This is a genomic window from Clostridium simiarum, assembly GCF_018919175.1.
GTDB lineage: Bacteria > Bacillota > Clostridia > Clostridiales > Clostridiaceae > Clostridium_L > Clostridium_L simiarum.
Window position 1 is genome coordinate 62,141 of the sequence record NZ_JAHLQL010000008.1, and the last position, 15,165, is coordinate 77,305.

Consider the following 15,165-nt stretch of genomic DNA (forward strand, 5'->3'; position numbering starts at 1 on the left):
ACTTATAGTGAATTGTGAAAGGACAGTGCTTATGGAAGAGGAGTTAAATATAAAAGGTGTAAGAAATATTGGTATATTGGCTCATGTTGATGCAGGAAAAACTACTTTAACAGAGCATATTTTATATAAAAGTGAAGTCATAAGGAGCCTTGGAAGCGTTGATAAAGGAACCGCACATACAGATAGCTTAGAGGTAGAAAAGCAAAGAGGGATTTCTGTAAAGTCCTCTGAGGCTAACTTAAGCTGGAAGGGGATAGATATAAACATAATTGATACTCCTGGGCATGTAGACTTTTCAGCAGAGGTAGAAAGGTCTCTTAGTGTACTAGATGGAGCGGTTATTGTTATTTCAGCAGTGGAGGGGGTACAGCCTCAGACAGAAGTATATTTCAAGGCTTTAAAAGATATGAAAGTTCCTACAATAATATTTATAAATAAGGTTGATAGAGTAGGTGCTGACATAGATAAGGTGTTAGAAGAAATTAATAAGATTTTGACAGATTCGACTTTAACACTAGAATTTCTTAGGGGACAGGAGTCACAAAATCCAGAGGTGGAATTACTTTTTAAAGATCAGGTTAAAAGTCCTAAGTATAAGGATGATTTCATAGAAGCCATGGCAGAAAAGGATGAATTATTATTAGAGAAATATTTAGAAGGGGAAGATATAGACTCTAAATTTTTAAAGGAGAGACTAGCCCTTTTAATAGGTAAGTGTAGCATTTATCCTGTGCTGTATGGGGCAGCTATGAGGGATGTAGGCGTTACAGAACTTTTAGATTCTTTAGTGGATTTTATACCCTCATATGAAGATTACAGCAAAGAAGAGCTCTCTGCCATAGTTTTCAAAGTAAAACGTCATAAAAACCTTGGGAAGCTAGCTTATATTAGATTATATAGAGGGAAGATTGAAAGCAGAGATTTAGTTTATAATCATACTAAAGATATTGAGGAGAAGGTAACACAGATTAAAAAGCTTAAGGGTCATAAAGAAGTTGATTGTGGGCATGTTTTATCAGGAGAAATTGCTTGTGTTTCCGGGTTATCAAAGGTAAGTATAGGAGATATTTTGGGAAGTCCCAAAAGAATACCTAAAACTCCAAGTATAGCAAAGTCTCTTTTAACACTTCAAGTTTTTCCAAAACTTAAAGAGGATTATGTGAAACTTGTGGAAGCATTTCAAGAGTTAGAAGAAGAAGATCCACTACTTAATGTGCAGTGGATAAAGGAAAAAAATGAGCTTCATATTCAAATAATGGGTATGATTCAAGTTGAAATTTTAGGAAGCATATTAAAAAGCAGATTTGATATAGAGGTTTCTTTTGGAAAGCCATCTGTAATATACAAAGAAACCCCTTCAGGAAATGGAGTAGGTTTTGAAAGCTATACTATGCCAAAACCTTGTTGGGCTGTGGTTAAATTCTTTATAGAACCTTTAGAAAGAGGTGCTGGATTAGTCTATGAATCTAATGTTAGGACAGAGGATATAAAGGTTAGGTATCAAAGGGAAATAGAAAGTCAATTACCTGTAGCTTTAAGTCAAGGACTCTATGGCTGGGAGGTTATAGATTTAAAAGTAACCTTACTAGCTGGAGAGGATCACGTCATGCACAGTAATCCTGGAGATTTTATCATAGCAACCTCCATAGGAATAATGAATGGGCTAAGTAATATAGGGACTACCTTATTAGAGCCTATAATTAAGTTTAGGATTTCCGTACCAGAGGAAGTTGGAGGAAAGGTTTTAAGCGATATAATACAAATGAGAGGAACCTTTGATAGCCCTGTGATTTCAAAGGGAAGCTTTACTGTAGAAGGTGAGATGCCAGCAGCAACCTCTTTAGATTATCCTATAAGACTTGGTATTATATCCAGTGGAAAAGGAGTTATTAGCACTAGATTTTCTGGATATAGTCCAGTGCCTTTAGAATTAGGAGAGGTAAGAGAAAGAGTAGGAGTAAATCCACTAGATAGATCAAAATTTATATTATATTCACGAAATGCAATCAAATAGTATTAGTATAGATAAAAAAGAGAAACTGGCTATGCCTTAAGTTTCTCTTTTAATTCTAAGAGGGGAATTTAACCAAGTTTCAGGTGGAGAAGCAATTAGCTCTAAGCAAACTCCAATTTCACCTAAGAATCACTTGATATTATTAATACATATTCACTGTAGCAACTATGTAACAAAAGAAAGTTTTTTTAAGATGCTTAAAGAATTATTTCTTCAATGACTAATTATGTATCTTAGATAACCTTTGAAGAGGCCTTTACTTTATCAAGTTCAGCCTTGTTATCTACGATATCTAAATATTCATTGCCATTTTCAAGATGGAATTTATACACCTCTATTTGGGATGTATTATTTTCAGGACACATCACTACGTAATCATTTTGATTTATTGACAGATATTCTTTAACGTTATAGTTTATTAAATCACCATTTTCGTTTTTAAAAGCATAAGTTTTTTCTTTCATAATTATAACACTCCTTTCTAAAGCTTCTCATATTATGATGTGCAATAAATAGGAATTTTATTAGTTAAGATTAAATTATAATATTGAGTTTTAGGATAAGTTCATACATACAGATATTTAAGGCTTAGAAGGAGTTTTGATTGTATATAAACCTTAAAAATAGATAGTAGCTTTTTATTTCACTTTAAATATGTAATAATATCTTATATATAATAAAAATTAGGACATAATTATATAAATATAGGAGTGAGAATTATGTTTGAAAAGATAGATAATAAAAAGAGGTTGTTAGATAACAAGAGACCTTTAAATACAGTGGCTGTAGAAAATTTAAAAAAATATTTCGATGTAGAACTTACTTATAATTCTAATGCAATAGAAGGAAACACTTTAACAATAACTGAAACAAAGGTAATCTTAGAGGATGGTCTAACTATTGGAAAGGGCAAGAGTTTAAAAGAACATTTAGAAGTAATTAATCATAAGGAAGCAATGGATTATGTATATGATATTGTGAGTAGGGATTTAGATATTTCCGAAAGAGTTATAAAAGATTTACATCATATAATATTAAAAAGTATAAATAATAAAGATGCTGGAGAGTACAGACAAAGCAATGTTTTGATTAGTGGTAGCAAACATAGACCTGTGGAACATTTTTTAGTGAAAGAAAAAATGGTAGATCTAGTTGAGTGGTATAATAGCAACAAGGATAAAATGCACCCTGTGCAATTAGCAGCAGAATTCCATTTTAGATATGTGTATATTCACCCTTTTATTGATGGGAATGGTAGAACTGCAAGGCTTTTAATGAATTTAATATTGATGAGAAATGGATACCCTATAACAGTAATAAGAACTGAAGATAGAGATGGATATATGAAGGCATTAGAAAAAGCTAGTACTCATGAAAATTTAGATGACTTTATAAATATAATTGTTGAAGCTGTAAATAGAAGTTTAGATATGTATTTATATATAGTTGCATAATACCTTTATAAAATAAAGAGGTAGGTTGCAATGTTGGTACCACCATAGAAGTAAGAGATCTATTTTATAATGTGCCAGCTAGAAAGAAATTTATAGCTAAAGAAGGTATAAAAAATCACTTAATTTGTTTCTAACGAAAAAACTTAATGATTGTAGGATAAATCCTAAAAAAATGAGGTAATAGAAATTATAACTGATATTCTATTACCTTTATATTTTTAGAACCTACTTGTTAATTTTCATAAGAAAATGAAACACCCTCTTTTTTTATGGAAGGAGTGCTCGAAGGGTAAGCGACTCACACAAGATTTTAAATCTTGCTTCTCTGCTTAAGGGATTCACGCCAAATCATGGATTTGGGTTCTCCGCTTAAAATTTTACCAACTGATTTGTGTCTTTGGAAAATTGATAAAAAACACCCCTGAAGTCTGCGTTATCAATGGTTTAGGGGTGTCTTGTTCTAGATATGGTTGGTAAAATTATTAATAAATTAGATATTGTGACATGCCACAAAGTGATCCTTTGAAACTTCTTTTAATATTGGTACCTGATTTCTACAAATTTCATTGGCATAGGGGCATCTTGTGTTAAATTTACATCCTTTTATTTCATTATAACCATTGGGTATTTCATCCTTCATTATTATCCTAGTCCTTTTTTCTTTTGGATGACTTTTTGGTATTGATGAAATTAAACATTTAGTATAGGGATGTTTAGGATTTAAGAATAGCTCTTCTCCTTCTGCCTCTTCTACAATCTTTCCAAGATACATAACCCCTGTTCTATCACAAAAATATCTAACTAAACTCAAGTTATGGGATATGAAAAGATAAGTTAAATTCATTTCTCTTTTTAATTTATCCATAAGCATAAGAATTTGTGCTTGTATAGAAACATCTAATGAAGCTGTAGGCTCATCACATACTAAAAACTTTGGATTAAGAGATAGTGCTCTTGCTATAACTATTCTTTGTCTTTCTCCTCCACTAAACTCATGTGGATACTTATTAATACTTTCTTCTCTTAGTCCACATAGATCCAATATCCTTTTAATTTCATCCCTGGATTGTCTTTTATCTATAATTCCATGTTTTATTATCCCTTGTTTAATTATATTTTCTATAGTCATGCTGGGATCTAGTGATGAATAGGGGTCTTGAAATATCATTTGCATATCTTTTCTTAGGCTTTGCATATGCTTTTTACTTATGCTATATCCATTTTCCACATCATAAATAAGCTCTTCATTAAACTTTAAAGAGCCTCCTATTTTAGGGATCAAGTTTAGTATCGCCCTACCAGTTGTAGACTTGCCACAGCCTGACTCTCCTACAAGTCCGTATACTTCACCTTTATTAATATTAAAAGATATTCCATCCACTGCCTTAATTATCTTATTTTCTTTATTAAATAGATTTCTACCATAATTAAAATAGCATTTTAAATTTTTTACTTCTAATATTTTCTCTTTATTAGACTCTAACTTATTCATTAAAGGTTACCTTCCTTTTCTAAATCATATCTAAAGCATCTAACTTCATGTCCAGGTTTTATGATTTGTAAGTTAGGTTTATGTTTCTTGCATTTATCCATAACATAATCACACCTATCAGCAAAGGGGCATCCATCTAATATATCTGAAAGCTTTGGTACTTTACCCCTAATACATTTAAGTGGTTCTCCCTTTTTAAAATTCTCTGGTCTTGAGTTAATTAAACCTATAGTGTATGGATGAACAGGGTTATCAAATATTTCATCTATAGATGCCTTTTCTACTATATTTCCTGCATACATAACCATTACATCATCTGCAACTTCACATATAACACCTAAATCATGGGTTATAAAAATTACTGACATATTTAATTCATCTTTAAGATCATTAATTAAATCTAATACTTGAGCTTGCACTGTTACATCCAAGGCTGTTGTGGGCTCATCTGCTATTAAAAGCTTAGGTGTACAACATAATGCCATAGCTATCATAACCCTTTGGCACATCCCCCCACTTAGCTTATGAGGGTATTCATTTATAATTTCATCTGCTCTTTTAATTCCAACAAGGTTTAACATCTCTATAACTCTTTTTTTATTGTCATTACCCTTAACATTTCTATGTACTTTTAATATTTCACCAATTTGATCCCCTATTTTAAGTACTGGATTTAAAGATATCATGGGTTCTTGAAATATCATTGAGATCTCATTACCTTTAATAGTATTCATGTCTAAGTCACTGAGCTTTAATAAATCTTTTCCTTCAAACAAAACTTTTCCCGCCTCTATTAATCCACCTTGCTTTTCAACAAGTCTCATAATAGACATGGCTGTTATACTTTTGCCACAGCCTGATTCTCCAACGATACCTAATACCTTTCCTCTTTTTAAATTAAAACTAATCCCATCTACTGCTTTAATTTTTCCTTCAACACCTTTAAAACTAGTGATTAAATCTGTTACCTCTAATATATTATCTTCCATAATAATTCTCTACTCCTTTGTCCTTGGGTTTATAGTACTTCTTAATCCATCTCCTATAAAGTTAATAGAAAGTATAGTTAAAAATACCATTACTCCTGGCGGTGCCCATTGCCACCAATACCTCATAAGAGACTTCATATTTCTAGCAGTAGAAAGCATATTTCCCCAACTAGGAACAGGTTGTTTTACTCCCATTCCTAAATAACTTAAACCTGATTCTGCCAATATAGCTCCAGCAATTCCTAAGGTAGCATATACAATTATAGAGGACATAATATTAGGAATTATATGTTTAAATATTATCTCCATTGAATCCATACCAAGACAGGTTGCAGCTTCTATAAACTGCCTTTCTTTTAATGCAAGAACTTGTCCACGAACTATTCTAGCAATGGTGGTCCATCCTAAAAAGCCTATTATTACAACGGAATTCCACATGCTAGGACCTATTAAAGATGCTAATATTATAGCTATTATAAAAAAGGGAAGGCACATAAAAATATCTATAAGAATGGTTATTAAAAGATCTATTTTACCACCAAAATAGCCAGCAATAGCACCTAAAAAAACTCCTATTGTTAAGGAGATAAAGGTGGCTCCTAGGCCAACTGCTAAGGAAACTCTTCCACCATAAACCAATCTTACTAAGATATCTCTTCCTAAATCATCTGTTCCAAGTACGTGCTCTATACTTGGAGGTTTATTTGCAATGGATGTATTTATTTCATCTCTATCCTTAGTCATTAGTAGGGGACCAAAGATAGAGGTTAGTGTAATAAGCCCTAAGAAAATTAATCCGAATACTGCTCTCTTATTTCTTAATATTAACTTCGCTTTCTTATTATTTATGTTCATAAAATTTCACCATTTTTAATTACCCTTATTTAATATTTATTTAAATCTTATCCTTGGATCCACAAGGCAGTAAACAATATCTGAAAATAAATTTGCTAACAAGATGCAAGAGGACAGTATCATTGCGCAGCCCATTACTAAAGGATAGTCTCTGTTAGCTATAGATTGATAAAATAAGGTTCCCATGCCTGGCCAAACAAATATAGTTTCGATTAATATTGTTCCAGCTACTATATAGCCAAGAGATGTGCTTAATAAAGTAACTACTGGTATTAGAGCATTTCTAAATGCATGTTTATATATAATAAGCTTTTCATTAAGCCCCTTTGCCCGAGCTGTCCTAATATAACTTTGATTAAAAACATCTAACATAGAGGATCTAGTGTATCTCATAAGAGATGCAACTTCTAATATAGTCATTGATATAACAGGTAAAATCATGTGCTTTATCACATCAATAAATTTATTAAATCCTGTTAATTTCTCTCCAACAGTTGATAGCCCTGATATTGGAAACCATCCTAAATTAATAGCAAAGATTTTTATTATTACAAGAGCTATAAAAAATCCTGGTATGGATATACCTATAAGAGAAAGTATAGTAAGGAATCTGTCTTTAAAGGAATAGGGTTTTATTGCTGATGCTATGCCTAAAGGTATAGCTATTAAAGTAGTCAAGATTAAGGTTACGATAGATAACAAAAATGTGTTTGATATTCTTCTTTTTATTATATCTACAACTGGTTCATTATATCTTATAGAAGTACCCATATCCCCCTTTAATACTTTTCCCATCCACTTTATATATTTTAAATATATAGGATCATAATATCCTATGGCATTTAAGGCAGTCTCTTTATCTGAAGCTGAAATAGTGATTTGTCCCTCAACTATATTCATATAAGGATCACCAGGAGCAATATTTATTAGGGTAAATATAATTATAGATAACCCAATAAAAACTGGGAGCATCGTTAGAAGCCTTTTTAAAAAATATTTTTTCATCTTTAAATAACCTCTGAATTCTTAATTTGTTCTAAACATAAAACAATTGCCTTCCTAATAGAAAAGTTTCTCTTAGCAAGGCAATTTAATTTTTATTTTAAAATACTATTTTGTATTTCCATCCTCTATATATAAATCCTTCACATACTGGTAAAATGTTGGTTGAGAATTTTTGAAATTTTTAACCTTAGGATTTAGAATTATTAAGCTGCTCCAATGATAAACATATATAACAGGCAACTCCTCATTTAACTCTAAAGCTATTTCATTAAGTATAGGCTTTCTTTCATCTTTTGTAAGATGTTTTGCAGATTCCTTTATAAGCTCATCAACCTTTTCGTTTTTAAACCTTGCATAGTTATAACCATTTGGTGGATTTGCTACTGAAAGATAATTTGCTGATAAATCTCCATCATAAAAGTTCCCTATTCCCATTAAGAATCCATCAAAGTCTCCTTTTTTTACATCAGCAGTCATTGTTGCAAACTCCATAGGATTAAGTTCTAATTCTATACCAATGTCTTTAAAGTTTTGTTGTAATATTAATGCATATTTATTTTTAGATTCATCCCCTGAAGCATACTTTAAAGTAAACTTAAATGCTTTACCATCATAATACATTTTCTTTTCTTCTTCTTTATACTCCCATCCACTTTCTTTTAAAAGCTCTATGGCTTTCTTAGAATCATACTTATATTCCTTTAATCCAGTTGGATGAGCCCAGTTATTTGATGGAAATGGGTTGTTTGCAACTTCACCATGACCATTTAAAACATCTTTTACAATAGATTCACGATTTATAGCATAAGCAAATGCTTGTCTCACTTTTTTATCGCTAAATTCAGGTTTCTCTAAGTTTAAGCCAATATATTGATAAGCATTATTTGTTATCTCTTTTAAATCAAATCCTTGTTTTTTATAAGCTTCCTCTTCTTCTTTTGTAATACTTCCTACACCAGTTATGTCTATTTCATTATTTTCTAATTGAGCATCAGCAGTTTCTGCACTAACTAATTTAAATATGTATTTATCTATGTTAGGCCTTCCGTTCCAATAATCATCATTAGCTGCAAGCTCAACACTTTGGTCAGGTGTAAAGTTTTCTAGCTTAAAGGGTCCTGTACCTACTGGGTTTCTTATTAAATTAGTATCCTTTTGTATAGCTTCTACGTCACCTTTGTCCCAAATGTGTTTTGGAACTATTTTTATCATATAGCCAAAATTAATTAAAGCTGAAGCATAAATTTCATTAGTTGTTATTTCTACAGTTTTATCATCTGTTTTTTTAACACCTTCAAGCTCCACGGTTTTACCTGCTTTAAAGTCATCATAGCCTTTTATATTCTTAACATACATTGTATAAGGTCCGTTATACTTAGGATTACAAGCTAAATCAAAAGTAAACTTTACATCATCAGCTGTAAAAGCTGTTCCGTCATGCCATTTTACTCCTTCTCTTATTTTAAAAGTTATGGTCTTTTTATCCTCTGATAATTTGTAGGTTTCAGCAAGGGCTGGCTCAACGTCTAGATTTTCATCTAGAGAAAGTAACCCATCGTAAAGCATAGTATTAATATTTGCATCATAACTAAAAGTAAAAAATGATGGCATAAAGACACCTTCAGGTGCTACTGAAAGAGCTTGCTTAACAACTCCTCCTTTTTTAATCTCCTGTTTTTGACCTTGGTTTACACTCTCTTGATTTTTACTACTACAACCAGTGATCATTACAGATCCTATAGTCAGTACAGCTAAAATCTTACATAATGTTTTTCTCATAAAAAGTCCTCCTAGGATTATATGTAATTTCTTGTATTATTTTGTTGTCATTCCATGTTTCATTATAACACCTTATATAATTTTATTAATACTTTATACATAATTTGAAGTTTTGTTTTTCAAATAATACTCTTTATCATTATAGTTTTTTTAAATAGTTAAAAGGGATTACTAATTTTCACTCTATATTTTAGAATATTTTTAAAGGATCACGAAGATCCTATAAGATAATTTCATTACTTCTTAGGTAATATAATGAATCAGTAAATAAAGATATAAGCAGGGGATACCAAAGGAAATTTCATTTGATTTGATAATATGAGCACTGTAATAGATAGGTCTAATAAATGATTATTAAAATGATTGTTAAGTTTAGATGGAGTTTATTCCTAAGAAATGTGACTCTTAATCTGAACATTAAAAGAGTTACAGAGATGTGTAAAAGTTCTTATGGGTGGTATAAGAACTATAAACAAGGAAAGCTAAGAGTTTAATGTGTACTATTTAATCAGATATGCAAACCCATGGGTTAGTGACAGTTCCTAAAGAAGATGCCTAAGCTAAGCTTATGAGGCTAGGAGGGCAGGGGAGATTGAGGGTTTTTCCAGTTAATTTGTCAGGAACTAAATATAACTCATTGAATTTGATAAGAAAATAAAACTCCTTCTCTCTTTATGGAAGGAGTAAGCGACTCACGCCAAATCATAGATTTGGGTTCTCTGCTTAAATACATCCTATGTTAGGGTTCAACATATAGATTCATCAATAGGTTTTTAATAAGAAAATGAAACTCCTTCTCTTTTCATCGAAGGAGTACTCGAAGAGTAAGCGATTCACACAAGATTTTAAATCTTGGTTCTCTGCTTAAGGGATTCACGCCAAATCATGGATTTGGGTTCTCTGCTTAAGGTTCAACTACTGTAGTTAAGCCATTTCTTAGTTTCATTATATCTTTTAACCTGTTGAAAATAAAGGGTTTGTTTAAAATTTTTCCAACCGATTTGTGTTTTTTAAAAAGTTCATAAAAAACACCCCTTGAACCCTGTGTTATCAATGGGGTAAGGGGTATTGATTTTTAGATGAGGCTGAAAAAAACTTTGATTTTGTGTTACGCTAAAGAGTGATTTTGGTATTATGATGTATTTAAGGGCATTATACCATTCTAATTTATTTTTAATTTATAATAAATTAAATAAACCAATTTTCAAATATTAGACCTGTAAAAGCAAAAAAGTTAGTTATAATATGAGCTAGTGTAACAACTTTAATAGATTTGGTTTTATATGCTATCCATCCCCATAATATCCCCATAAAAAATGTTCCACCAACCAATGAAAGAAAGCCACCTTGATATGCCATTCCTTTAGCAAAATATAATGATATATGCCAAATACCAAAAAATACATATGGGTAGATATATGATAAATAAACATTGTTATTAAATACTTTGTTAAATGTTTCACGCCAAAATACTTCTTCAATAGTTCCATTAATTAATCCAAAAATTAAAGCAATGAAGATAACTCCAAACCCTGCTTTAGGAGCAGTACCTTTAAATACAACAAAAAATGTTGCTAAACAAGGGAGGAATGCTAATATATAATTTATTTTCCTCACTGCTGTGGAAATAGATGATTTTTGTCGGTAAAGCTCCTTTAATCCATTAAAGTTCCCTGAAGCATACAAAGTAGCAGGCATACAAAAGACAAACCAATAAACACAAAATCCTGTAACATACCCTGCTGTTTTTCCCATTTTATCAGTTAAAAAAGGTATTAAGAACAACATTGAAATGCAAAGAACTGGAGCAATGCACAGCAAAAAATGTTTTTTATTTATATTTTTCAATGAAATATCCCCCTTATATGTATATAAATTTAAGTTAGATCCCTTTTTATTAACTATGTACTGGCATAATATGACCTACTGAGTCTTGATTATAGGCTTATTATAGTTCAATATTCTGAAAATGCCAATTTTCAACATCTATCTTAAGCATAGCCTATATTTATAATATTAGGGTTTGCTATGGGGGATTCTCCTAGTGTAAGACTTCTTTTATAAATGGGTTATAGTTAAAAGGTTAATAACACAAATAAAGTTCTTTAAAGAATTGTAAATAAAGGATTTGTTTGAAATTTTACCAACCGATTTGTGTTTTTAGAAAAATTGATAAAAAACACCCCTTAAACTATTTGGTATTAATGGATTAAGGGGTGTTGGGGTTGCAGGAGTTTTGGGGGGATATATTACTATTTCACATGATATTTTTCATCAAATCGGCCATAACCTACATTAGTCTTTGCACCTATTCCTAAATCTAAAATTATATTATTAAACATTTTTTGCTTTATATCTTTTGTTATAACCGTTTTTTTATCTTCTAAGTTATATAGATCTTTTAAATCAAATCCAAAGCACCAAACTACATTAGGCATTACTTTTAAAAATTTTATTGGATTAGGATTTTTTAATTTTTCCTCTCCAGTTCCATGTGGTGTTATATAATCTTCTCCTAATAAGTACTTATCCTTGTCAGTTTTTTCTTTCATAGTTTTGTTTATATCAATAGTTGCTCCAAAAAATATATCCCTTTTATCTAGTGGTATAGATTTATAGATATCATCTTTGTCTTTATACTTTCCTTCAAATATACTATAAGTTAAGGCCTCAAAATCCATTTTGTCTAGATAATCATTTTCTATTTTTAATTCTTTTAAAATATTTTTTATATAGGTTTTTTTTTCTTCTTTTAATTCTTCACTGTCGTCTTTAATATAAAAAACACTTCTTAACATTCCTTTAACTGATGATCCATTTATAATAGGAAGTCCTGTAGTATAGTCAAATTCTAATCCTAATTTAAATGCTTCTTTTTCCTTAATAATATGACTATAACCTGTCCCGATTAAAAGTCCAGGGTATGTAGTTTTAAAATAAAGCTTATGAGTATACAAATTAGTTTCAATATCTTCTATTATTTCAGAGTTTTTATAAATAGTACTGTCCGCAATTATTTCAGAATTTTTTTCAATAAAGTATTCATTTTTTTCTTTATCAGAGATATTTTCTGAAGTTTTATATTCGTTTATAAATTTATCGTAATACTCTTTATAATATAAATATCCTAGATTCCCTATACTCATAAGTTGCTCACCTGACTTTCACTATTTTCTGTGAACTTAAACACTCTGATCGCTAATTTAATAGCTATAGTAGCATTTATTATTTCCTCTTCGATTTCTTCAGCAATGTTTTTATTATCCAAAACATAACCTAAAAGACTTTCAACATCTTTAACTTGTAATTTTTTATATTCTTGTATAACCTGTAAAATTAATTTTGTTAATACTCTTTTATCTGAGTTTGAATTTGATTTTTCTGATTCAAAAAAGGCTACAGTAGATATTAAACCACTCTGAATTATACTGGCTCCAAAATTTGATATATATCCATTATATTCTTTAGGAATTAGTCCAAAGCTTTTATCGTCCTTTTTATAAAATAGTTCATTATTTATGAATTCATTTATTGAATCTATTGCGATTGGGATTTGTTCTTCAATTTCTCTTTTATTCATATAAAATCACCTACTCCCTACTAAATAGAAGTTATATCACAGAAGCCGTAACCAATAGTTGCATTACCGCCTATTTGAACAACTTTTTCCACAATATTTTCAAATATATCAGAGTAATTTTTTCCTTGAATAACTCCAAAATAAAATCTAGTTTCCCTTGGAACAACTTCTTCATACCATAAGTTTTCACTTTCACCATTATTGAGTTTATTTCTCGCGATAACCGGTAATTTAGCTACTATTTCAGAAAAAGTTAGATCATCCATAACTATCAAATCTTTTCCAAATAGGTTCTCTAAATTTTCATTACTTTTGAAATTTAGTTCATTCTTTAAACTAGCATCGAATCCTTCAACTTTTAAATTTTTATCATCTTCTATGTCTTTATTAAAACACTTTATGACAGATATGCTATTAGGATTTTTTTCAGCAAAGGATTTAATTTTTTCTAAATCATCTTTATAATCTAGACTATATTTAAATGTATCAGTAAAGTCTAAGAAATCTTTTATTATTCTAGGGCATGTAGCTCTAAAAAATGGTTTTTTATTGCTTCTTACTGGAATTGATAATAGCATTCCTGGAAATATTTTATAATGACCTATGCCTTCGTTTTTATCTCCAAAAATATATTTTATTTCTTTACTTTCTGTATTTTCAGGATTTAAAAAATTTTTTAGACTTCCTTTCAAACTAGAAGAATTAATAGTTGGAAAATTTGTTATTACATCTCTTTGAACTTGGTTATCTACTATGCTATAACTAGCATCACCATTTCCAACATGAAGATTAGTTAAACATCTTATAGAGTATAATTTAAGATTACCCATTTTAAGACCTCCTAAATAAATATGTTATATCCGATTTTTTGAAAATTACTATTATTTATACTTTCAATTAATTCATGATATCTATCTTTATTAGTAAATAAAACTGAGCCTTTTTCTAAAAGTGAATATCTATTTTTACTCTTTTCAAATCTTTTATAATACGGCTTTCCTTTTTCTTTATTTGAATTATAATTTTCACTTGATAGAGTTCTAAAATCAATTTTTTTTGATATTGAATAAATGCAATTTTGTTCATAAGCATCTTTTGATATATAAGTATCTGATAATAAAATTATTTTACAATAAGGTTCATTAAGGATATTTTTTTTATTTTCAAAATCCACTTTATCTTTCAGATCAAAGTTAATATTTTCAAAAGACATAGAAAAGTAGCTGGATTCTCCCCCGAGATTTACTATGTTTTTATAATTGTTAAAGGTTATAGGCTGGTCTTTTTCATCTATATCCAAAATAAAACCAAAACACTTATTACTTTTCTCATAGTTTTTATCATAATTAAATTTATACCTTTCTAATCGAAATAAAGAATAATTTTGTGTTTTATGATTATCATCTAACTTTATACCAATGGAACTATCCTTTATAAGCACTTTATCTTGAGCTAGAATTTCACCTGTTTCTATATCTAAAAAATCTTCAGATAAACCCTTTTTAGAATCAAAATTAACTGGTAAATATACTTCCTTTGATAAATTAGTTTTAACTTTTAAATAACTTCCTTTACTATCATTAAAGTTTAAAGGATCATATTTTTCAGAGTCTTTATTTTGGTTATGGTCTTTAGGGATTTTAATTAGAAATCTGTCATTGCTTTGTGTCTCTTGCACCATAAAAACTGGAGATATGGTTTTTATAATTCCAAAATCGTCAGTTGGATTTGTTATATTAAAACTTTTTTTGCCTATTAATTGTTCCATCTTTTCTTTTTCATGTGGAGGATAATCCCATTTTTCGTTGAGCAACCCATTTAAAACTAATATCTCTTTTCTAATCATACCCAAGATGGAAGATTGTTGGGGAAACTCTTTTGATTTAACTATATTGTTTTTAGCTTTGGTGTCATTTTCATAAAAGTCAAAACCTCTTTCTCCTCCAAAGAAAAAAGACTCTACTGGTTTTAGTTTAACTAAATATTTACCCATGCTT

General features: G+C 29.9%; 13 protein-coding genes. 2 read left to right on the forward strand and 11 right to left on the reverse strand.

The window, feature by feature from the left end; all coding sequences use genetic code 11:
• Positions 1-31: 31 nt before the first annotated feature.
• Positions 32-2,014 carry an elongation factor G gene (locus KQI89_RS16190; protein ID WP_216457963.1) on the forward strand — a complete coding sequence of 661 codons (1,983 nt, stop codon included), beginning with the start codon at positions 32-34 and terminating at the stop codon, positions 2,012-2,014.
• A gap of 233 nt (positions 2,015-2,247) precedes the next feature.
• Here the strand turns inward: KQI89_RS16190 and KQI89_RS16195 are convergent, their stop codons facing one another.
• Positions 2,248-2,478, reverse strand: coding sequence for a DUF1292 domain-containing protein (locus KQI89_RS16195; RefSeq protein ID WP_032123146.1), 231 nt, complete (start codon positions 2,476-2,478; stop codon positions 2,248-2,250).
• A 255-nt stretch (positions 2,479-2,733) separates the two neighbouring features.
• On the opposite strand from KQI89_RS16195, the gene KQI89_RS16200 reads away from it, so the two are divergent.
• Positions 2,734-3,468 carry a Fic family protein gene (locus tag KQI89_RS16200; RefSeq protein ID WP_216457964.1) on the forward strand — a complete coding sequence of 245 codons (735 nt, stop codon included), beginning with the start codon at positions 2,734-2,736 and terminating at the stop codon, positions 3,466-3,468.
• Positions 3,469-3,958: 490 nt separating this feature from the next.
• On the opposite strand, the gene KQI89_RS16205 is transcribed toward KQI89_RS16200, so the two are convergent.
• From KQI89_RS16205 to KQI89_RS16250, 10 genes are all read right to left on the reverse strand, one after another.
• On the reverse strand, positions 3,959-4,960 hold the full coding sequence (locus tag KQI89_RS16205) for an ABC transporter ATP-binding protein (RefSeq protein ID WP_216457965.1): 1,002 nt from the start codon (positions 4,958-4,960) through the stop codon (positions 3,959-3,961).
• Positions 4,960-5,949, reverse strand: a complete 990-nt coding sequence (locus tag KQI89_RS16210; RefSeq protein WP_216457966.1) for an ABC transporter ATP-binding protein — start codon at positions 5,947-5,949, stop codon at positions 4,960-4,962. The genes KQI89_RS16205 and KQI89_RS16210 overlap by 1 nt, the downstream gene beginning before the upstream one ends.
• A gap of 9 nt (positions 5,950-5,958) precedes the next feature.
• The gene (gene opp4C / locus KQI89_RS16215) at positions 5,959-6,804 is read right to left on the reverse strand and encodes an oligopeptide ABC transporter permease (RefSeq protein ID WP_216457967.1); all 846 of its coding nucleotides are present in this window, start codon (positions 6,802-6,804) and stop codon (positions 5,959-5,961) included.
• Positions 6,805-6,840: 36 nt separating this feature from the next.
• Positions 6,841-7,704 carry an ABC transporter permease gene (locus tag KQI89_RS16220; protein WP_343216390.1) on the reverse strand — a complete coding sequence of 288 codons (864 nt, stop codon included), beginning with the start codon at positions 7,702-7,704 and terminating at the stop codon, positions 6,841-6,843.
• Positions 7,705-7,914: 210 nt separating this feature from the next.
• On the reverse strand, positions 7,915-9,588 hold the full coding sequence (locus tag KQI89_RS16225; RefSeq protein ID WP_216457969.1) for an ABC transporter substrate-binding protein: 1,674 nt from the start codon (positions 9,586-9,588) through the stop codon (positions 7,915-7,917).
• Positions 9,589-10,776: 1,188 nt separating this feature from the next.
• Positions 10,777-11,436 carry a CPBP family intramembrane glutamic endopeptidase gene (locus KQI89_RS16230; protein ID WP_216457970.1) on the reverse strand — a complete coding sequence of 220 codons (660 nt, stop codon included), beginning with the start codon at positions 11,434-11,436 and terminating at the stop codon, positions 10,777-10,779.
• A 404-nt stretch (positions 11,437-11,840) separates the two neighbouring features.
• Complete coding sequence (gene cmr6, locus KQI89_RS16235) at positions 11,841-12,734, reverse strand: type III-B CRISPR module RAMP protein Cmr6 (protein ID WP_216457971.1); 894 nt, start codon at positions 12,732-12,734, stop codon at positions 11,841-11,843.
• Positions 12,731-13,168, reverse strand: a complete 438-nt coding sequence (cmr5, locus tag KQI89_RS16240) for a type III-B CRISPR module-associated protein Cmr5 (RefSeq protein WP_216457972.1) — start codon at positions 13,166-13,168, stop codon at positions 12,731-12,733. Before cmr5 ends, cmr6 begins: the two co-directional genes overlap by 4 nt.
• 20 nt (positions 13,169-13,188) lie before the next feature.
• Entirely contained in the window at positions 13,189-13,998 is an 810-nt protein-coding gene (gene cmr4, locus KQI89_RS16245) for a type III-B CRISPR module RAMP protein Cmr4 (RefSeq protein WP_216457973.1), read from the reverse strand.
• 11 nt (positions 13,999-14,009) lie between these two features.
• Positions 14,010-15,161 carry a type III-B CRISPR module-associated Cmr3 family protein gene (locus KQI89_RS16250; protein ID WP_216457974.1) on the reverse strand — a complete coding sequence of 384 codons (1,152 nt, stop codon included), beginning with the start codon at positions 15,159-15,161 and terminating at the stop codon, positions 14,010-14,012.
• Positions 15,162-15,165 lie beyond the last annotated feature (4 nt).